Annotated in this window: 22 protein-coding genes; 12 read left to right on the top strand and 10 right to left on the bottom strand. The window is 43.3% G+C overall.

Features of this window, described 5'->3' with window-relative positions:
• Positions 1-600: 600 nt before the first annotated feature.
• Both FTV42_RS14005 and tyrS read right to left on the bottom strand, forming a co-directional pair.
• Positions 601-894: a hypothetical protein gene (locus FTV42_RS14005; RefSeq protein WP_004281895.1), complete on the bottom strand. Its 294-nt coding sequence runs from the start codon at positions 892-894 to the stop codon at positions 601-603.
• Between the two features lie 543 nt (positions 895-1,437).
• A complete protein-coding gene (gene tyrS, locus FTV42_RS14000) occupies positions 1,438-2,652 on the bottom strand; it encodes a tyrosine--tRNA ligase (RefSeq protein WP_005245575.1) in 1,215 nt (404 codons plus the stop codon).
• 80 nt (positions 2,653-2,732) lie between these two features.
• On the opposite strand from tyrS, the gene FTV42_RS13995 reads away from it, so the two are divergent.
• Positions 2,733-3,860, top strand: coding sequence for an anhydro-N-acetylmuramic acid kinase (locus FTV42_RS13995; protein ID WP_180039088.1), 1,128 nt, complete (start codon positions 2,733-2,735; stop codon positions 3,858-3,860).
• A 112-nt stretch (positions 3,861-3,972) separates the two neighbouring features.
• Here the strand turns inward: FTV42_RS13995 and FTV42_RS13990 are convergent, their stop codons facing one another.
• From FTV42_RS13990 to purE, 3 genes are all read right to left on the bottom strand, one after another.
• Positions 3,973-5,265, bottom strand: a complete 1,293-nt coding sequence (locus FTV42_RS13990) for a lytic murein transglycosylase (protein WP_218947005.1) — start codon at positions 5,263-5,265, stop codon at positions 3,973-3,975.
• Between the two features lie 706 nt (positions 5,266-5,971).
• A complete protein-coding gene (locus FTV42_RS13985) occupies positions 5,972-7,093 on the bottom strand; it encodes a 5-(carboxyamino)imidazole ribonucleotide synthase (RefSeq protein ID WP_005245573.1) in 1,122 nt (373 codons plus the stop codon).
• A gap of 15 nt (positions 7,094-7,108) precedes the next feature.
• Entirely contained in the window at positions 7,109-7,621 is a 513-nt protein-coding gene (purE, locus tag FTV42_RS13980) for a 5-(carboxyamino)imidazole ribonucleotide mutase (protein WP_005104916.1), read from the bottom strand.
• Positions 7,622-7,905: 284 nt separating this feature from the next.
• On the opposite strand from purE, the gene FTV42_RS13975 reads away from it, so the two are divergent.
• Positions 7,906-9,186 (top strand): DUF2254 domain-containing protein, encoded by a 1,281-nt coding sequence (locus tag FTV42_RS13975; RefSeq protein WP_180039087.1) that lies wholly within the window; start codon positions 7,906-7,908, stop codon positions 9,184-9,186.
• Positions 9,187-9,192: 6 nt separating this feature from the next.
• Here FTV42_RS13975 and FTV42_RS13970 read toward each other — a convergent pair whose 3' ends face one another.
• Positions 9,193-9,534 carry a DMT family protein gene (locus FTV42_RS13970; RefSeq protein WP_004729014.1) on the bottom strand — a complete coding sequence of 114 codons (342 nt, stop codon included), beginning with the start codon at positions 9,532-9,534 and terminating at the stop codon, positions 9,193-9,195.
• 4 nt (positions 9,535-9,538) lie between these two features.
• Here FTV42_RS13970 and FTV42_RS17395 point away from each other — a divergent pair, with 4 nt between their 5' ends.
• The 3 genes from FTV42_RS17395 (at position 9,539) to FTV42_RS13960 (ending at position 12,582) form a co-directional block, all read left to right on the top strand.
• Positions 9,539-9,715, top strand: a complete 177-nt coding sequence (locus FTV42_RS17395; RefSeq protein ID WP_016806943.1) for a hypothetical protein — start codon at positions 9,539-9,541, stop codon at positions 9,713-9,715.
• 61 nt (positions 9,716-9,776) lie between these two features.
• A complete protein-coding gene (gene mpl, locus FTV42_RS13965) occupies positions 9,777-11,141 on the top strand; it encodes a UDP-N-acetylmuramate:L-alanyl-gamma-D-glutamyl-meso-diaminopimelate ligase (RefSeq protein WP_180039086.1) in 1,365 nt (454 codons plus the stop codon).
• A 367-nt stretch (positions 11,142-11,508) separates the two neighbouring features.
• A complete protein-coding gene (locus FTV42_RS13960) occupies positions 11,509-12,582 on the top strand; it encodes a zinc-dependent alcohol dehydrogenase family protein (RefSeq protein ID WP_218947004.1) in 1,074 nt (357 codons plus the stop codon).
• Between the two features lie 63 nt (positions 12,583-12,645).
• Here the strand turns inward: FTV42_RS13960 and FTV42_RS13955 are convergent, their stop codons facing one another.
• Positions 12,646-13,119, bottom strand: a complete 474-nt coding sequence (locus tag FTV42_RS13955) for a BLUF domain-containing protein (RefSeq protein ID WP_180039085.1) — start codon at positions 13,117-13,119, stop codon at positions 12,646-12,648.
• Between the two features lie 196 nt (positions 13,120-13,315).
• Here FTV42_RS13955 and FTV42_RS13950 point away from each other — a divergent pair, with 196 nt between their 5' ends.
• Positions 13,316-13,663, top strand: a complete 348-nt coding sequence (locus FTV42_RS13950) for a hypothetical protein (protein ID WP_180039084.1) — start codon at positions 13,316-13,318, stop codon at positions 13,661-13,663.
• On the opposite strand, the gene FTV42_RS13945 is transcribed toward FTV42_RS13950, so the two are convergent.
• On the bottom strand, positions 13,656-13,946 hold the full coding sequence (locus tag FTV42_RS13945) for a GNAT family N-acetyltransferase (RefSeq protein ID WP_180039089.1): 291 nt from the start codon (positions 13,944-13,946) through the stop codon (positions 13,656-13,658). The genes FTV42_RS13950 and FTV42_RS13945 overlap by 8 nt on opposite strands.
• 31 nt (positions 13,947-13,977) lie before the next feature.
• Positions 13,978-14,256 (bottom strand): GNAT family N-acetyltransferase, encoded by a 279-nt coding sequence (locus FTV42_RS13940; RefSeq protein ID WP_180039090.1) that lies wholly within the window; start codon positions 14,254-14,256, stop codon positions 13,978-13,980.
• Positions 14,257-14,411: 155 nt separating this feature from the next.
• On the opposite strand from FTV42_RS13940, the gene FTV42_RS13935 reads away from it, so the two are divergent.
• Together FTV42_RS13935 and FTV42_RS13930 are read left to right on the top strand one after the other, a co-directional pair.
• Positions 14,412-15,605: a sugar transporter gene (locus FTV42_RS13935; RefSeq protein WP_180039083.1), complete on the top strand. Its 1,194-nt coding sequence runs from the start codon at positions 14,412-14,414 to the stop codon at positions 15,603-15,605.
• A 331-nt stretch (positions 15,606-15,936) separates the two neighbouring features.
• Positions 15,937-16,902 carry a TerC family protein gene (locus FTV42_RS13930; protein WP_004728997.1) on the top strand — a complete coding sequence of 322 codons (966 nt, stop codon included), beginning with the start codon at positions 15,937-15,939 and terminating at the stop codon, positions 16,900-16,902.
• A 39-nt stretch (positions 16,903-16,941) separates the two neighbouring features.
• Here FTV42_RS13930 and FTV42_RS13925 read toward each other — a convergent pair whose 3' ends face one another.
• Positions 16,942-17,514 (bottom strand): nucleotidyltransferase family protein, encoded by a 573-nt coding sequence (locus FTV42_RS13925; protein WP_180039082.1) that lies wholly within the window; start codon positions 17,512-17,514, stop codon positions 16,942-16,944.
• 98 nt (positions 17,515-17,612) lie between these two features.
• Here FTV42_RS13925 and guaD point away from each other — a divergent pair, with 98 nt between their 5' ends.
• The 4 genes from guaD to FTV42_RS13910 all read left to right on the top strand — a co-directional run bounded on the left by guaD (position 17,613) and on the right by FTV42_RS13910 (position 20,122).
• Positions 17,613-18,941 carry a guanine deaminase gene (gene guaD / locus FTV42_RS13920; protein WP_180039081.1) on the top strand — a complete coding sequence of 443 codons (1,329 nt, stop codon included), beginning with the start codon at positions 17,613-17,615 and terminating at the stop codon, positions 18,939-18,941.
• Positions 18,916-19,041 carry a hypothetical protein gene (locus FTV42_RS17645; protein WP_004647134.1) on the top strand — a complete coding sequence of 42 codons (126 nt, stop codon included), beginning with the start codon at positions 18,916-18,918 and terminating at the stop codon, positions 19,039-19,041. Before guaD ends, FTV42_RS17645 begins: the two co-directional genes overlap by 26 nt.
• A 124-nt stretch (positions 19,042-19,165) precedes the next feature.
• On the top strand, positions 19,166-19,693 hold the full coding sequence (gene hpt / locus FTV42_RS13915; protein ID WP_004647133.1) for a hypoxanthine phosphoribosyltransferase: 528 nt from the start codon (positions 19,166-19,168) through the stop codon (positions 19,691-19,693).
• A 171-nt stretch (positions 19,694-19,864) separates the two neighbouring features.
• Complete coding sequence (locus FTV42_RS13910; protein ID WP_004281926.1) at positions 19,865-20,122, top strand: GlsB/YeaQ/YmgE family stress response membrane protein; 258 nt, start codon at positions 19,865-19,867, stop codon at positions 20,120-20,122.
• Positions 20,123-20,333: the final 211 nt, after the last annotated feature.

Genomic DNA, 20,333 nt, shown 5'->3' with positions numbered 1-20,333 from the left:
CACAAGTTGTTCTTCATAATCTCTTAATGATCTTTCTAACACCTCGTCAGTGCCAGAAGCTGGACTTCGATAAACTCAACAACTCCGCCATTCTGCTTCGTTCGTTTCCGTCTATCTCGTCGGTATGGGTGCATTCTAGAGGATTTCAGAATCATTGCAACCCCCAATTCACTATATTTTTCACGTATGTCTTTTTTTTCTACAAAAATTACTGAAAAATCGCTTTTTTATCTAATTTTTAAGCGTTTTTATGCAATAAACCCACTAAACACGTCATTTTATTTTTATAACTGAAAATTCATTTAGACCTAAAAACTATCACAATAATATTTAAAACAGTATTTTTAGCCTTTTGACATTCAAATCTTATCTTTTATTTAAATTAGCTCATCAAAAGAAAACCAAAATTATTCTATCTCGTCCAATAAACTGATCTAAATCCTAGACTCCTCAATTGATGAGTTATTTTTTACGTACAAGGCTTTTATAAAAGCCTATTTTTAGGCTGCTATATAGAAGAAGTATTCATTTTTAGTTTTTCGAATCCCAAAACCATGCGTAGATCACTTATATATAGAAGATAAAGTCTGTTATTTTGCATTAAGCGACTTTTTCCTGCTGTTGCTGTCCACGCCAATGTTGCATGACCTCTACAGTCATGTCTTTCTTACCCTGATAATCCTCAGCAATAAAGAATAATTTCGCGCGTCGCGGTAACTGCTCTTCAATCAGGGAAAATAGAAAGTAATGCGCGGCCAGATCAAGCTGCATAAATAAAGTATAGACAGATCCATAGAGTTGCTGTTTTTGTTCGACCGGCTGGTATTCAAATAAGAACCGTAATATGCAATCGATTTGTTCATCAAAAATATTTTCTGTTGGAAAGCGATACATTCAATCACCTCTGCCTTAATTTTTTATGTTTTGCACTTTTCTTTTCGAGTCATTTTGGAGTCAATTGAAATGAACTCACCCTTAGAGGCCATTCACTTAAGTTCGATTTGCTGATTAATTTTAAGTTTAGTTGCTCAACGAGAAGAGTAGGCATGCAGATTTATATCTTGATTACGCAATCAGAATAAATAAAAAAGGAAGAGATCTCTCCCAAAATCTCCTCCTTAGAATTGAATCTTTACCCGATCCATTATGTCATTATTATAGTTATTCGCTTTAAAGCTTTTAAAAAGAGCCTCTTGGAAAAGAGACTTTCTCAGTTGTGGAGTACTATTATTTTTACTACCCTCTAGATGCTCTAAACGAATTCTCTAGATGAATAAATCCTATACATAATAAAGATGAAAAGCAAGTGATTTGGGAAAAATTAACTCTTGTTTTCATAGGGTTTTTTTTGACTTTACTTATTTGATTTTTAAATATAGAACATCAACAAAAAAAGCAGACCGAAGCCTGCTTTTATTTCAATAACTTATCCGCTTTTTAGTCAATAAAAGTGACTTTAGCGATTGCTTTTTTGCTGGCCTGAACAATCAAAGTTACGTTCTCTTTCACAGAATACGTTGTATCTACAGTCTGCCAATCCACTTTCACTGCGCCACGGCCTAATGCATCCTTAGCTTGGGCTGCGTTTTTGGTTAAGCCTGCCTCACGTAAAATCGATGTAATAAAGATTTCACCACCAAACTCGCCACGTGAAATGGTCACTTCTGGCGTACCTTCAGGCAATTCACCTTCAGTAATGATATTACCCGCGCCTTTGTGGGCATTGGCAGCCGCTTCTGCACCATGGAAACGCTCGACCAGCTCCAGCGCAAGAATCTTTTTGACTTCTTGTGGATTACGGCCTTCAGCCACTTCTTTTAATAACTGTTGAATTTCTTCAATGGTTTTAAAGCTCAGCAGGTCAAAATAACGCTCAATCAATGCATCCGGCATTGAAAGCACTTTTTGGTACATCGCACCTGGTGCATCAAATACGCCAATATAGTTACCTAAAGACTTGGACATCTTGTTGACGCCATCTAAACCTTCAAGAATTGGCACTGTGATACATACTTGTGCTTCTTGGTTATAACGACCTTGTAAGGTACGACCCATCAACAGGTTAAAGGTTTGGTCTGTACCACCCAACTCAACATCTGCTTCCAGCGCAACCGAGTCATAACCTTGTACTAATGGGTACAAAAATTCATGAATCGCGATCGGCTGCTGGTTGTTATAACGCTTGGTGAAATCATCACGCTCAAGCATACGCGCAACAGTTTGCTGTGATGCCAATTGAATTAAATCAGCCGCAGTTTTTTGTGCAAACCACTCCGAGTTAAACACCACTTTGGTTTTGTTTGGATCAAGAATTTTAAATACTTGTTCTTGATAAGTTTTAGCGTTCTCTAAAACCTGTTCACGTGACAACGGTGGACGTGTTGCGCTCTTACCAGTTGGATCACCGATCATCGCAGTATAGTCACCGATCAGAAACAATACTTCATGACCCAAATCTTGAAATACTTTTAACTTATTAATGAGAACCGTGTGGCCCAAGTGCAAATCAGGCGCAGTCGGGTCAAAACCCGCTTTAATTTTTAATGGACGATTCAATTTTAATTTCTTGAGAAGGTCTTCTTCAGAAATAATTTCGTGGGTGCCTCGTTGAATGAGGGCAAGTTGTTCTTCAGCCGGCAGGAAATTTGACATCACAAAATCCAATACATCAGTTACTCAATTTGTGCGATATACTAACACTTTTTCAGCATATTGCAGGCTTAAGAATAACCATGACAGCGATCTATATTGGGGTAATGACCGGCACGAGCATGGATGGTGTCGATATTGTTGCTGCTTCTTTTGATCCACTCCAGCTTCATGCCACACTCACTTTGGCATTTGATCCCGACCTTCGGGATGAGTTGATGGCACTGACCTTGCCGAATGACAATGAAATTGACCGCATGGGTAAAGCCGATGTTGCACTGGCACAAATGATTGGTCATGGTATTAATGCGCTGATTGAAAAAAATAACCTGGATAAATCCAAAATTAAGGCGATTGGCTCGCATGGCCAGACCATCCGTCATCGTCCTGAACATGGTTTCACCCTGCAAATTGGTGACCCGAACATCATTACTGAAATTACCCAGATTCCGGTGATTTCAGATTTTCGTCGTCGTGATCTGGCGGCAGGTGGTCAGGGAGCACCTTTAGTTCCAGCATTTCATCAGGATATTTTCCAGCATGACAGCATTCACCGGGTAATTTTAAACCTAGGTGGCATTGCCAATGTCAGCCTGCTGCCTGCCGGCAAGCCTGAAGAGGTATATGGTTTTGATACCGGACCGGCCAATATCTTGATGGATGCTTGGTGTTCCCGTTATACCGGTCAGCCTTTTGATGAAAATGGTAACTGGGCAGCCTATGGCACCCCGATTCGCAGTTTGCTTGATCGCTTGCAGTCACACGAATTCTTCTCTAAAGAACCCCCAAAAAGTACCGGTCGTGAAGATTTCAATCTGGAATGGCTAGATGAACAGATTGCCGACTGGCGCAATGACCTACAATATGATGAACTGGAAGACACTCCGGAAAATGTACAGGCGACTTTATTAAAGCTCACCACCCGAGCCATTAAAAAAGCAATTTACCGCTCTGGCATGGATACCGGACAGGTTTTTGTTTGCGGGGGCGGTGCCTATAACTCACATTTACTCGAGCAACTGCGCTGGCGCCTACGCAAGCATGAATGGAGCGTACAAACTACGGCCGATCTTGGTTTAAGCCCGACTTGGGTTGAAGCCACGGCCTTTGCCTGGCTGGCCATGCGTTTTATGAATCAGCTGAATGGTAACCTGCCAGCAGTCACTGGTGCTGCTGGATATCGCATCCTCGGTACCATTACTGCTGTTTAAATTCAGCTAATTATATTAGCTTGCATGACTATATAGCTACTCAAAAACAGTCATCAAAAAAGGTCTGCATAAATGCAGACCTTTTTTGATTTTAAATTTTATGCTCAAGAATTTATTGCATCATGCGTTTGGCATTTTCATTTCTAAAGGCCCGCAGAATCTGCTGACCAGCACGACCTGTTGGACTCAAGCCCAAACGCTGCTGTTCCTGACGAATCGCTTGACGGGTTTTATCTCCAATCAGACCATCCACCGCACCAATATCATAGCCACGGTTTAACAGAAATTGCTGGATCTCACGACGTTCTGCACGCGAAGTTCCCGGATCATCAGTAGGCCATGTGGCCATAAATGAACCTTTACCTTGCAGGCGATCGGATAAATGTGCAATCGCCAAGGCATAACTTTCTGCCGCGTTATAGCTATAAATGGCATCAAAATTTTTAAATACCAAAAATACTGGGCCACTCGGGCCTGCAGGTGCAAGTAATCCTGCTTGAGAGGATTGTGATAAATTTCCTTGAACTAATGCCGAACCATCGGCACGTACCACCCCTTGATTGTTCCAACTACTCAAGGATTTTTTATTTCTTCGACCTTCACCGGAAACCGACATGCCTTGAGGGATCTTGACTTCAAAACCCCAAGGCTGTCCGCTCTGCCAGCCACGCTTGCTTAAAAAGTTGGCAGTTGATGCGAGTGCATCCGGAATGCTCGAAACTAGATCACGTCGGCCATCACCATCAAAATCAACTGCAAGCTCATCATAAGTCGATGGCATAAACTGGGTATGACCAAATGCGCCTGCCCAGGAACCCTTTAATTGTTCTTCACGCACATCGCCACGCTGTAACAGTTTCATAGTGGTAAAAAACTCACCACGGAAATAACTCTGGCGACGACCTTCACAGCTCAAAGTTCCTAAAGCCTGTAATAAAGGATATTTCCCCGAAATATCACCAAAATTACTTTCGACACCCCATACCGCAACTACCGTTTCTGCAGGTATACCATAGGTGGCAGCAACACGATTGAGCACCTCACGATGTTGCTGTAATTTTTGCCGGCCGAGCTGAACCCGTTCTTCATCCACCAAACCAGACAGATAATCCCAAATTGGGGTAGAAAATTCAGGCTGGTAATTCAGGCGTTCAATCACTGAATAATCAGGGCTTAAGTTTTGGGTATAACGATCATAGGTACTGCTGCTTACACCTCTAGTAACAGCTTGACTGCGCAAATTGGCAAGACAGTTTTGAAAATTATTTTGGGAGGCATAATTCGGGATATTTGAACTAGAGGTCAAATCAGTCGGCGTGACACGTTGACCATTAATAATAAGTTCAGCCTGTGCCTGTGAAGCAGCCAAGACCACAGAACCAACAAAAAGTGCAAGCCGTTGCATAAGACCCTTGAATATTTAGATTTTGAATTATGTTTCTACCTTAGCAGCTCATGATGAAAATTAAAGCGCCAATGCGTAAATTTAAATTCATAATTCCTACACTTTTAAATTCATTTTGTAATCTTTAAATTTAAACACGAGTTATCCACAAGCCTGCTTTAAATTCAAATCAGCAGGATTTTTAAATTCAAAACATTTGAAATTAGTTTTGAATTTAAAAAATACTAGGGATAACTTGTTTCAGGAAAAGTGAGTCACAATCATCAACATGCTCTAATTACACTCGTTTTTCTTTTAAATTCATTTGAATAATGGGCTAATATTTTTAAATTCAAAACTTTGAATTTATTTATCCAGTTTTAAATTTGAATTCATATTTTTTGAATTTAAAAGCGCAAGTTTAAATTCAAAGTCCGATTTAAATTTGAATTTGTTTTTATGAATTTAAATTCAAAACTGCTTTCCAGTTTTAAATTCAAACTTTGATTTCAAGCTTATCTACAAGTGAATATGGCAAAATTCAGCTGTAAAAAAGGTTTTATTGGATTGTTATATTTATACTCAATTGATCAGTTTATAAGCAATTGATTTAAAAACTGATCCGACCAATGGCAGGTATTTTTGAAGAGGCGCAATCATGCCTGAAAGCAGACAAATAAAAAAGCGATCACCGAAGTGATCGCTTTTTTTATCAGCAAGTTAAAGCCTAGATGGTCATATCTTCGCTCAATGCCAATGGATTCGGTAAAATTTTCGCCAGTTGGCGGCAAAGTACAGACAATTGCGCGCTGTCATTTGGCATCAGGGTAATGTGACCAATCTTGCGGCCTTCGCGCTCTGACTTATTGTAAAGATGCAAATGTGCACCTTCCAGAGCAAGTACATCTGCAGATTTCGGATGCTGACCAATGATGTTCACCAAAACAGTTGGGCGGATCACTTCAGTTGAACCTAAAGGCAAACCAGCCACCGCACGTACATGATTCTCAAATTGCGAACATACGGCGCCTTCAATCGACCAGTGTCCCGAGTTATGCACGCGTGGTGCCATCTCGTTAGCATATAGGCCTTTGTCTGTCACAAACAGCTCAAGGGTCAGGACACCAATATAATTCAGATGATTCAGCAGGCGAGTGATATAGTCCTGCGCCACAGGCTGCAAATCTGCACTGTTTGGTGCAGGCACAATCGAGTGCGACAGGATCCCGTTATGATGATGGTTTTCTGCCAAAGGCCAGGTTTTGACATCGCCATTCTGACCACGCACTGCAATGATCGAGACTTCACGCGAGAAAGTCACGAAACTTTCAGCAATCAGTTCACCCGCAGGGCCCAATTCTGTCCAAGCCTGATCAATCTGATCGGCCGAACGTAAAACGAATTGGCCTTTGCCATCATAACCGCCACGTGAAGTTTTCAGTACGATCGGCAAACCCAGTTCAGCTACAGCAGCCTGTAAGCTTTCCAGTGAAGTGACCGCTTTGTACGGTGCAACCGGAATAGCCAGTTCATCAAACAAGGCTTTTTCAGACAAACGATGCTGGGCAATCGCTAAAGCTTGACGTGGCGGATGCAGTTGCTTGCTTTGTGTGAGTACATCAACATCTGCAAGGGGCGTGTTTTCAAACTCCAGACTAAATACATCTGCACTGCTGATAAAGTCTTGTAGACCGTTTTCAGCCTGGCTCGAAATCACCGGGCCCAAAGCAGCAGAAGGGCAGTCTGTGCTGGCTTCAAAAAATGTACATTGAATATTTAATGGAAGTGCCGCTTGCGCCATCATACGACCCAGCTGACCGCCACCAAAAATACCGATGGTTTTATCCATAATCTGTGTCTCGACTTAAGCCTGGCCTGGAATATTGTTGCTTGCTACTTTATCTGTTTGCGCTGCACGGAAATCTGCAACATTTTTTGCGATTTCTGGACGGGTCAAACCCAGAATTTGCGCGGCCATAATGGCAGCATTGGTGGCACCGGCAGGACCAATCGCCAAGGTACCAACCGCAATCCCAGCTGGCATTTGCACAATAGACAGCAATGAATCAATACCGTTTAAAATCGAAGATTTCACAGGTACACCCAAAACTGGAAGATCAGTTTTCGCCGCACACATACCCGGTAAATGCGCTGCACCACCTGCACCAGCAATAATCACCTGAATACCACGATCACGCGCTTGCTCAGCATATTCAAACAGGCGGTCTGGAGTACGATGTGCAGAAACAACTTCGGCTTCAAATGGGACACCAAGCTGCTTGAGCATATTGGCAGTGTGTTCGAGAGTTGCCCAATCTGATTGAGAACCCATGATAATACCTACGAGAGGAGTATCTTGTGCAGCAGCCGCATTCATTGCAAATTTTCCAGAGATTAAAGTGAGAAAAAATAAATCTCGACGAGAGAGCCAAGCTTGAATAGGAGTTGCCTATTATAGACTGAAATTGATTTGGTCTAAAGTTCAGCTCAAGAATTAAAATTATCTGTTGGGAAAATGGTCAAAAATAAAACAATAATTTTGCGGCTAAAAATACAAAAATAGGACATACATCACATTAAAAAAAAGTATAACTATCAATATAAAACTTTTTTGCAATGAATAACTTAATACTAAAACCTATACATTGGCAGGGCATTTTTATGTGGTACAAACTAAAAATCTGGCTACAGAATCCCTCAGAAAACTTATGGTTGATGCCAGCTCTTGGCGCCGTCTTTGCGACCTTTTTCTCGCTATTTGCAATCGCCAGTCGCTATTTTATCCCGACCAGCACTGTTCCCAATATCAGTACTGAAACTCTGAGCAGCCTGCTAGATATTATTGCTTCCAGCATGCTGGCAGTCACCACTTTTTCCCTGTCGATTATGGTCGCAGCCTTTGCGTCTGCCTCATCCAGCGGGACACCACGTGCCTATCAGCTGATGATGAGTGATGACAATACCCGCCTTGCTATCAGCAGTTTTATCTCGGCTTTTATTTATGCTGTAATTGCCAAGATTGCGCTCGGGCTTGGCTATTATGGTCCTGCAGGTAGATTTGTACTGTTTATCAGTACCATTTTGGTATTGATGTACCTGATTTATATCCTGATTCGCTGGGTACACACCCTGTCGCAACTGGGCAACCTCACCACCACCATTCACAAAATTGAAGTCGCTGCTTCTACGGCCTTGGCGGGGTTTCGACATCAGCCGAATTTTGGTGCCACCGGACAACGTCCAGAGCAAGCAGCTGCCTTTCATGTTTTTAGTACCCAGACCGGCTATTTCACCAATTTTAATAGTGAAGGACTGGAGCAACTGGCCGTCAGCCAACAGCTGCATATCCATCTTCCCCAGCTACCCGGAAAATTTCTGGATCCGATGACGGCACTGGCAGAGGTATATAGCGACCGCGCTTTCAGCCCGGAACAGCAGCAGGAGATCCGAAACTCCATTTTGAATCATGTAATCATTGAAACCAATCGCAGCTTTTTACAGGACCCGCGTTTTGGTGTGGTGGTGATGAGCGAAGTGGGGCAGAAAGCGATGTCTCCCGCAGTGAACGATGTTGGATCAGCGATTAATGCCGTTGATGCCTTAACCCGAATCCTGATTGACAGCAAGGCCGCTGAAGATTTACCGGAGCGGGATTGTCCGCATATCAGTGTGGATATCTTTGATCTCGGGGATTTGATTTACAGTAGTTTTGCACCAATGGCCCGAGATTGTGTGGGTTGTATTGAACTCAATCAGAGAATATTGAAATGTTTAGCGATGATTCAACATAATGTACCCGAACCTGAACTAAAACAGGCTGCAGAAATAATGGCGATTGAATTAATCCAACGCTGCCTGAATAAACTGGAATTTGAACCGGATCGGCAGAAATTACTTTCTGAATTTAGAAGCCATTTCCCCCTGATTCAGCTGAGCCATTAGATCAAGTTAAGGGGTACGGAAGACAAAATAGACACATCCACACAGACATAAAGCGGCCCAGAGATAATCCAGTTTAAAGGGCTGTTTAAACATAAAAATCATAAAAGGAACAAAGACCAGTAAGGTCACGACTTCCTGGGTGATTTTCATTTGACCGACTGCCAGGCCTTGCTGCGCCAGTAATTTGGTCGCTGGAATCATCAGACTATATTCAAACAGGGCAATGGCCCAGCTGAACAAAATCGCTTGCCAGAGCGGTGCATCATGCGGCAAAAATTTTAAATGCCCATACCAGGCCAGGGTCATAAAACAGTTGGCAATTACCAGAAGAAATAAAGCCGGCAGCATTTGCATGCACTCTGCAAAAAAGTCGAACTTATTTTACGGTTTATTTGGCGAAAAGATATTGCATCGCTTTGAAATTTTCTTTGAATTTATCCGTGAAACAGGATTTAAAAAATCCCACAACAAGGCCAGAATTTTCACTATCTTTTCAGCTAAAGCCTTGCTATCGTTGCTTGCAAATTGAATAAATCATGACAACAGCACCAATATAAAGTGATGGGTCAGACAGGAACGGAGTAAAGTAGATGCATCTGCATATTTTGGGTATTTGTGGCACCTTTATGGGCTCGTTAGCGCTACTTGCACGCGATCTGGGCCACCAGGTAACAGGTTCAGACCTGAATGTGTATCCACCCATGTCGACCCAACTTGAAAATGCGGGCATCACTTTAATGCAGGGTTATGACCGCAGTCATTTACAGCCTCATCCGGATCTGGTAATCGTCGGCAATGCCATGAAGCGTGGTATTGATGCAGTCGAATATATGCTGAATGCAGGTCTGCCTTATATTTCAGGTCCACAGTTCCTGGCTGATCATGTTCTGCAAGGTAAACACGTGCTGGGTGTCGCCGGAACACATGGTAAAACCACGACCACCACGATGCTGGCTTGGGTACTGGATCAAGCCGGTCTGGAGCCAGGTTTTCTGATTGGCGGTGTGCCATTGGGCTTTTCGGAAAGTGCGCGTCTCGGTGGTGGGAAATATTTCTGTGTCGAAGCCGATGAATACGATTCTGCTTTCTTCGACAAGCGTTCCAAGTTCGTGCATTACCATCCAAAAACCGCAATTTTAAATAACCTGGAATTTGACCATGCCGATATCTTTGATGATCTGGCCGCAATTCAAAAACAGTTTCATCATTTAGTTCGTACTATTCCAAGTGAAGGCCGGATTATCGCGCCGATTACTGAAAGCAATATTGATGAAGTGCTGGAGCAGGGCTGCTGGACGCCTGTAGTGCGCACCAGTCTAGATGCCAACGAAAAATCTGAACTTTATGCAGAACAATTGTCAGCAGATGGTTCACATTTCAAAGTCCTGCAACAGGGCGTTGTCAAAGGCGAAGTACAGTGGAATATGACCGGGCAGCATTCGGTGGCCAATGCCTTGGCCACCATTGCCGCTGCTGAACATGTTGGCGTATCAATTGAAACCGCCTGTGAAGCGCTGTCGAATTTTGGTGGGGTGAAACGCCGTATGGAACTGTTAGACACTGTTCGTGGTATCGAGGTTTATGATGACTTCGCCCATCATCCGACGGCGATTGATACGACCTTAGAAGGTGCGCGCAAGCGTCTGGGTGAACGCAAACTCTGGGCGATTATTGAACCACGTTCCAATACTATGCGCATGGGCAGTCATAAAGATGGCTTAGCTCATTCAGCACGTCTGGCCGATGAAGTGATCTGGTATCAACCGGAAGGACTGGACTGGGATCTGCAACCGGTCATTGAGGCTGCGCCAAACAAGGCCAAAGTTGCACGTACACTGGATGACATCATTCAGACCGTAGTGGCAGAAGCAGGTGAGGGCGATGCTGTAGTAATTATGTCGAATGGCGGATTTGGTGGTTTGCATCAGAAGCTGATCACTGTTTTACAAGCATAAAACAGATTTAAGTGAAATGAAGAAGCCCGCTTAGCGGGCTTTTTTTAGCATATTAAAACCTTGCTTCAGCAAAAGTGAAGGGCTGTTCTGATCCTGCAATCCTATGATTTAAACATTGACCCAAATAGCAGATTTATCTCTGAACCATCCTGGATGATCTTTTGTTGCAATCTGTACACAAGACTCATTGCAGCGCCATATCACTCAAGGCACAATCGAGAAGAACACAGGTATCTATAGGCCTGAAAGCCAGATCATGAATCAGCCCATCGCTGTCACTGTATAAAAGCAATCGAGGCGTTCATTATTCTCGCTGAGTCAGGTCATTCTCATTTCCCACTCCATTAGAAGATGTGTCATAACAACGATGAAAGCGATGGTCTATTACGGCGCAAATGATATCCGCTTTGAAGACCGCCCGGTTCCCACCATTTTGCATCCCGGCGATGCCATCATTAAACTCGAAAAAGTCACCATTTGCGGTACCGATCTCGGGATCTGGAAAGGTAAAAACCCGGAAATTGAGCAAGAGGCTACACGAAAAGAGGGCAGCTTTAACGGGCGTATTTTAGGTCACGAAGGTATTGGTATTGTGGAAGAAGTCGGTTCCGCCGTGCAAAACTTTAAAAAGGGCGACCGGGTGATTATTTCCTGTGTCAGCCGCTGCGGAACCTGTGAAAACTGCCAGAAACAGCTCTATGCCCATTGTCGCAATGAAGGCGGCTGGATCATGGGTTATATGATTAATGGTACCCATGCCGAATATGTACGCACGCCCTTTGCCGATACATCACTCTATCATTTACCCGAAGGCCTGAATCAAGATGTGGCCGTGTTCCTCTCAGATATTCTGCCAACTTCACATGAAATTGGGGTGCAATATGGCGATGTCAAACCAGGCGACAATGTTGCGATTCTCGGGGCAGGGCCAATCGGCATGAGCTGTCTGCTCACTGCCCAATTCTATTCACCTGCCAATATTATTATGGTGGATATGGATGATAACCGGCTGGAATTTGCCAAGACTGTCGGCGCGACGCATACCATCAACTCTGCCAAAGAAGATGCCATTCAAAAGATTTTAGAGATTACCGATGGACGCGGGGTCGACTGTGCCATTGAAGCAGTGGGGGTGGAGCCTACCTGGAATATTTGCCAGCATGTCGTCAAAGAGGGCGGGCATATTGCCAACGTCGGCGTACATGGTAAACCGGTGAGTTTTGAACTGAACAAACTCTGGATTAAAAACCTGACCATCACCACCGGCCTGGTGAATGCCAATACTACAGGGATGTTGCTGAAAACCTGCTGTTCCGGCAAATTGCCCCTAGAAAAACTGGCGACTCATCATTTTAAATTTGCCGATTTTGAAAAAGCCTATGATGTCTTTAAACATGCCTCCGATGAGAAGGCCTTAAAAGTCATGATTGACATGAGCTAATCCACATCAAACAAAAAAAGTCCGCCATGCGGACTTTTTTATTTTCAGCTTTAATCCCTCAGATCAGAAATAGGGGACATAACCACGCTGCTTATAACCTTTTGGCGATGCCAGACTGGCCTGATTTTCTTCCAGGCGATAAAGCACTTTGAGGAATTCGGCAATTCCTGACTGCTGCAAGGCATGTGGATCAAATTGCTTCAAACCTAAACGTGAAAATAAAGAAGAAATTTCACTGTGTTTATGCACATATTTCATTGACCATTCCGAGAAATGAGACTGCTCTACCATTGCATCTGCAAAACGCAAGATATTGTGATGACGGGGATCCTGACAAATGCTCTGAAATAAACTTTCTACTACTTCAGCCTGACCTTCAAGGCACTGGAAAAATTTGCCATGGGAATAATACAACACCCCATGAATCTGATGCTGAAGATTGAACTTCCGGGCAGTGGCTAAAATATCGCTCAAATCTTGTAACAACTCTTGTTCAGATTCTATGCGTTCACTGGCATAGCAAAGCTGTAGCATCATGCCATCTCTCTAGAGGGAAGAATTAAAAACACAATTTAATCAATAATTTTAAATTAAGTCGACTATTTTTTAAGCAAATATCCGTTTTTGCTTACACGGTTTTCAGTTTGCATTTCTGGATTAAACTTTTAACAATAGTGCCTAAATTATTAAACGAATATTTTCATACACCTACCATGAACATGAGGATCACTTGATGTTAAAAGATCTGATTTTAACCCTCGCCTTGTTATGTGTGTGTTTTATCCTGATCATCACTTTAAATAATTGGCAATTCAGCGCTCAAACCAATCTGCTGATCAGTTCAATTTTTATTAGCTGGACGATCTTGAAATTTGTTGGGCATCGAATTTATTTTCATGCCAGTTATCTGCTGATCATGGCAATTTTAGTAATGCTGCAACAGTTTGAAGAAATTTTCTGGGCGATGACCGGGGTGATGGCAGGTTTCGGTTTATATACCCTGTTACAGGTTATATTGATTCCTGCCTTGAAAGAAAAACTGCATTTATCTTTCGGGAAATTCCCTTGGATGGTTAAATAGTCGTTGCTGCGACATCTGCCAGACTTCGGTCACGTTTAAACATGACATCCACATAGGAACATTGCGGGATGATGGTTAAACTTTTCTCACGGGCAAAATCGACCAGTGCATCCAGCATTTTTCGGGCAATACCGTGGCCACGCAAGGAATCATCAACCCAGGTATGATCGGCAATGATGACGGCATCGCCCCGCCATTGATAAGTGATCTCCGCCAGGCGGCGTCCTTGATCTTCCATAAAAAATACACCACCGCGTTTTGAATCTTGATATTTGATTTCCATACGAATCTGAACCTTTGTTGTCATTTTTAAATTATAAAACATCATTAAAGTGAGGCTCTCGCTCGAACACGGATTTGGCAAAAGGGCATTTTGGAATAATCCTGATGCCGTGTTCACGGGCAAAATTCACAGCGGCCTCGACCAGATAATACCCGACGTGCTGGCCGCGTAGACTGTCATCGACCCAGGTGTGTTCAATCACTAATTGATCTTCATTTACTCTTGAATAACTCATTTCTGCCAGACGTTTTTCATTTGGCTCTACAAACCATAAACCTCCATTGTCCTGTTGCTGATGCTCGATCAACATGCCGATCCTCTCCTTGTTTTTAAACCAGACTGACATATTTTTCCCTGCTCTATTGTTAGATTTCTTTTAAAGGATTGTGAATCTGTCCTTCTGACCAATACCGCATTTTGCTCAATAGGTTTAAACTGCCAGCCGGTTCCTTTTATCAGATGTTTATGTCCAGCTCTTCTTCCACCTCTTCGGTGACGCGTCAATGGGTCTGTGTGATTGCTTTAGCCTCTGCTGCCTTTATTTTCAATACCACCGAATTTATCCCGGTGGCGCTATTAAGTGATATTGGTACCAGTTTTGCCATGTCACCGACCCAAGTCGGGTGGATGCTGACAATTTATGCCTGGGTCGTGGCGCTGCTGTCTTTGCCAATGATGTTACTGACCAAAAATATTGAACGGCGCTTTCTGCTGATGATTTTATTTGCGGTGTTTATTTTCAGTCATGTGCTGTCCTATTTTGCCTGGAGCTTTAGCATTCTGGTGCTGAGCCGGATTGGTATTGCCGTGGCGCATGCGCTGTTCTGGTCAATTACGGCGTCGCTTGCTGTGCGGGTTGCGCCAAAGGGCAAAGAGTTTCAGGCACTGGGCTTATTGGCTACCGGTACCGCCATGGCGATGGTTCTGGGAATTCCCTTTGGCCGGATGGTCGGGGAGGCCTATGGCTGGCGCAATAGTTTTGCCTTGATTGGGATTGTGGCGAGCGTGGTGTGCGTATTGCTGGCCAAAACCTTGCCTTTATTGCCAAGTGTTAATTCAGGTTCACTCAGCAGTTTAAAAAGCTTGCTAAAACGTCCCAGCCTGATGCTGGTCTTTGCGCTTACCGTGCTTGTGATTAGTGCGCAATTTACCGCCTATAGTTATATTGAACCCTTTGCGCTGAATATTGCGCAATTCAGCTCTGCACAGACCACCAGCTTATTGCTGATTTATGGCGCTGCGGGTCTGATCGGCTCTTACGTATTTGGCCGCTTTGCACCGCATTTTCCCCGACTCACCATTCCGCTATTTACATTCGGGCTAGGGATCTCGCTACTGTTATTGCTGCCACTGTCTCAGGGTGTATTTCAGCTTAATAGCTTGGCGTTAATCTGGGGCATCAGCATTATTGGGTTTAGTCTGGCTCTACAAGCCAAGACCTTAAATCTGGCTTCTGATGCAACCGATGTCGCCATGGCAATTTTTTCAGGTCTGTACAATGTCGGGATTGGTGGCGGTGCCTTACTCGGCGGTCTGGTAACGGCACATATCGGATTACATAGTATTGGCTGGGTAGGAGCAATCCTGGCCAGCTTGGGTTTTCTGATCAGCTTATACCTGGTTCAGCGTCCGGATTTCTTAGGTAAGAAAGCGCCTTGAAGCATGATTTTTGTAAATGAAATTGTAGTCTTAGCAAAAATCTGTCATGCTTGCTGCACATTGAGCTACCGCTCAAATAAAATTTAGTTTGAACAAGGGGAGTAGCCTCCTCCAAGCGTTTAAGAATGAAATTTCAATTTTTAAACGTGTCAGAATATCGTCATTACACTTTGCAAAAAGTCGGTATCTGAGCATCTTGAAGTCACACTTTATATAAAAAAGTGGAACAGTAAGATGTAGGCAAGACCTTGATCATGTTGTTATAGATGTTTTTCATCTGGCAACTGGTCAAGGTTTTTTTATGGCTAGTTGTCCGATGTGGAGAATTCACATGGAAACCATTGGTACACTCTGGCTGTATCTCGTCTTTTTCGCGATTGTCGCAGTCATGCTGATAATCGATTTTGTCGGCTTTAAGCATCAGCATGGTCAGGAAGTTAAAGTCCGTACTGCTGCCTACTGGAGTATTGCCTGGGTCAGTGTCGCGACTTTATTTGGTGGCGGCTTATGGCTGTATCTGGAGCAGACCGCAGGCACGGCAATTGCCAATGCTAAGGTCATGGAATACTTTGCCGGTTATCTGCTGGAAAAATCCCTGGCGATTGATAACGTCTTTGTTTGGCTGATGATCTTCGCGGCCTTTGCCATTCCACCCGCACTGCAACGTAAACTGCTGTTATATGGCGTACTGGGTGCGATTGTACTCAGAACCATCTTTATTTTTATTGGCGCGTGGTTCGTGCAGGAATTCTCCTGGATTCTATATATCTTCGGTGCGTTCCTGGTGTATACCGGCTTCAAATTCCTGCGTGGTCAGCATGAAGAAGACAGTAATATTGAAGATATGGCGATTCTAAAATGGCTGCGTAAACATATGCGTATTACCCCGCAACTTCAGGGCGACAAATTCTTTGTCCGTCAAAATGGTTTGCTCTGGGCAACGCCGTTGTTCCTGGTCCTGATCCTGGTTGAAGCCTCTGATGTCATCTTTGCCGTCGATTCTATTCCGGCTATTTTTGCCGTCACCACCGATCCCTTCATTGTCCTCACTGCAAACCTGATGGCGATTTTAGGCTTACGCGCAATGTTCTTCCTGCTCTCGGGCGCAGCCTCAAAAATGCATTATCTGCCTTATGGTCTCGGGATCATTCTGGTCTTTATCGGCTTTAAAATGCTGATGCTGGATGTGTTCCATATGCCGATCTGGATTTCTTTGAGCTTTATTGTGATTGTCCTGACTGTGACCGCGATCTTGTCGATTCGTCATAGCAAGAAATATAACGAAACCACCCTGTAAAAAGTAATCATCAAAAAAGCCTGCATCAGCAGGCTTTTTTTATTGTTCTATCAGGGATAATTTGGACCATTTTTGCAAAAACTGTTTGCTCAGCATGCGTTGTTCAAACACGGCATAACTGACTAAATTCGGATTCCAACGCAGCTTTAACTCAAATAAATCTGCTAAACCGAAAGGAGCAATCAACTCCAATTCATCATCTTTCAGGCGCAGTGCCAAGGCCGTGACAGTTTCTGGCCATAATGACAGCGCATGACTAATTGAAGTTAAAGGCTCAATATTTTCATTTTGATCGGTACGATACCACTCATGTACAAAGGCTTGATTAGTCACATCCCAACGGATATCTGGAAAATACTCTTTTAACCGATCTGCAAGTTGCTGTTCTATAACGCGAGCCTGCTCATTTTCATCATAGAAAATCACATCGACCTCAGTATGATTTATTTCATATTCCCATCCATGTAAATGCGCCCAGATCACATGACGTAACACACCCGCTGCGACATAAGCGTCAGAGTGTAATTGTGCTAACTGATGCAAGATGCGCATTAATGTCGGCTGCGCACGTACGATCTGTTGAAATTGATCATAATAATTGGATGGGGTCATAGAAGAATCTGGATCGCTATTTAAATATGAATGTTCATACAAACATGGCAATTTTTTCAGCTACAATCAATCGAAAAAATTAAAAGCGTAGGTTTAAAATGTCTTCTGTAATTGCAACGACAGCGATCCGTGGTCGCTTCCTCGATATTCAGAATACAGTTGCCCAAGCACGTGATATACACGACCAAGTGCGATATGTAGAAGATGGTTTAGTCATCATTCACGAAGGTAAAATCCAGTGGTTCGGTCCTTGGCAAGAAGGGCAGTCACGACTTCCTACCGACCTTGAATTACAACACTATCCAGATCAACTGATTGTTCCCGGATTTATCGACACCCATATTCATTTCCCGCAAACGGAAATGGTCGGGGCTTATGGTGAACAACTGCTGGAATGGTTAAATACCTATACATTCCCCACTGAAATCCAGTTTCAAGATGCATCCTATAGCGAAAAAATTGCCGAATTTTTTGTGCAGGAATTGCTTAAAAACGGTACCACCACTGCCCTGGTCTTTTGTACCGTTCATCCTGAATCCGTAGATGCTTTATTTAATGCCGCAACCACACGCAATATGCGTTTGATCGCAGGTAAAGTCCTGATGGATCGTCATGCACCGGAAGCGCTGACGGATACAGCAGAAACGGCTTATATTGACTCTAAAGCGCTGATTGAAAAATGGCATGGACAGGGACGGAACCTGTATGCGATTACCCCACGCTTTGCACCGACGTCAACACCTGAACAACTACAAAAAGCCGGGCAGCTCAAAGCCGAATATCCGGATGTCTATGTGCATACCCATTTAAGTGAAAATAAAAATGAAATTGCTTGGGTCAAAGAACTCTTTCCTGAACGTGAAGGTTATCTGGATGTGTATCATCATTATGGTTTAACCGGGAGCAAGTCCGTCTTTGCACATTGTGTGCATCTGGAAGATAAGGAATGGGATTGTATGCATCAGACCGACTCCGCCATTGCCTTCTGTCCGACCTCAAATCTATTCCTTGGCAGTGGCTTATTTCCCCTGAAAAAAACTTGGGACAAAGGGGTCAAAGTCGGCTTAGGCACAGACATTGGAGCAGGAACATCATTTAATCAGCTGCAAACCCTGAATGAAGCCTATAAGGTGCAGCAGTTACAGGGCGAAAAACTCTCCGCCTTTGAGGCCTTGTATCATGCCACTTTAGGCGGTGCCAAAGCCTTGAGTCTGGATGATCGCCTGGGGAACTTTAATATTGGCAAAGAAGCCGACTTTGTGGTGCTGAATCTCAATGCAACTGCCTTACAGCAGTTACGCCAGAGCAGAGCTAAAAATATTGAAGATGCATTTTTTGCACTGACCATGCTTGGCGATGACCGTAATATTGCAGCCACCTATGTCTATGGAGCAGCCGTTTATGTCAAAGCAGCAGCCAGTGAATAAACCGAAAAAATCCCGCCGTCGCCAATACTTGATCCTGTCTGCAATGGCACTGGGCTGTGTTTTTTTATTGAAACGCGATTCAACAGCGGCTAAAAAATGATTACATTTACAGCCAGCAAAACAGGTGCATCTCTGCTAGGGATGTATTAAAATTGCGACGTATTCAGGTGTTGCAGGTCAACACCTTTTTTATTTTGCTATTTTTACTTTTTAGGTATCTACCCATGACCGTTCAAATGAGCGTAATGATTTCCGCTGAAGAAATTCAAGCTAAAGTCAAAGAGCTTGGTGCTCAAATCAATGCACACTATGCCAATAGTGACAAAGAACTTGTGCTCATCGGTTTATTACGTGGTTCAGTGATTTTTATGGCTGATTTATGTCGTGTGATTTCAAAACCGCATGAATTGGATTTCATGACTGTGTCCAGTTATGGCGGTGGCACGGTATCGTCACGTGATGTAAAAATCCTGAAAGATTTAGACGGTGAAATCCGTGGTAAAGATGTGCTGGTGGTTGAAGATATTATTGACTCAGGCAACACCTTAAGCAAGGTACTCGAAATCCTGCAAACCCGTGAACCTAACTCGATTCAACTGTGTACTTTGGTAAGTAAACCATCGCGTCGTGAAATCGATTTGAAGGTCGAATTTATGGGCTTTGAGGTTGAAGATAAATTTATCGTGGGTTATGGCTTGGACTATGACCAGAAGTACCGTCACCTGCCATTTATTGGTGAAATCGGTCTTTAAAATCAGGTTGAAAAAAGTGGCATAAGCCACTTTTTTATACCTAAAATACAGAAAAAACCGGGAACAAAAAATAACATCTCGTTTCAGGATTCAACTTTTTATGATCCTGACTTTGTTTCAAGATGATTAAACAGATGTGAAAACAAAGACATGATAAGAAGGAGTATGCATATGTGGACAATTATTGTGGCGATCGTCATTGGTTTTGTAGCAGGTCTAATTGCACGTGCCATTCATCCGGGTAATGACAAGGCAGGCTTTATCATGACCACCTTGCTGGGTATTGCCGGTTCCTTGTTGGCGACTTTTGGTGGTCGTATGCTCGGTCTGTACTCGGCAGATTCCGCAGCAGGTCTGATTGCTTCCGTGATTGGTGCTGTGATTATTCTGTTTATTTATAATATGGTGACCAAACGCCGCACGGTCTAAATCAAGCTGATGCTGACTGGATCACCTTAATAAAAAAAGCACCCCATGAGGTGCTTTTTTTATATTGAGCGACTGATATCTTTACGCAGATTCAAATCTCAAGTGCGACACATTTGTAGTTAGTTGAAAAAGTTAGGTGTATTCGTAGAATCATTGGACTTTTTCAACTCGCAATTGGAAAGCACACAATGAAGAAATACACCCAACTTTC

Origin of the sequence: Acinetobacter sp. YH16052 (genome assembly GCF_013417155.1) — a bacterium.
Classification (GTDB): Bacteria; Pseudomonadota; Gammaproteobacteria; order Pseudomonadales; family Moraxellaceae; genus Acinetobacter.
Note: the sequence above shows the minus strand (reverse complement) of the source record. Positions and strands in the feature narration are given on the sequence as shown.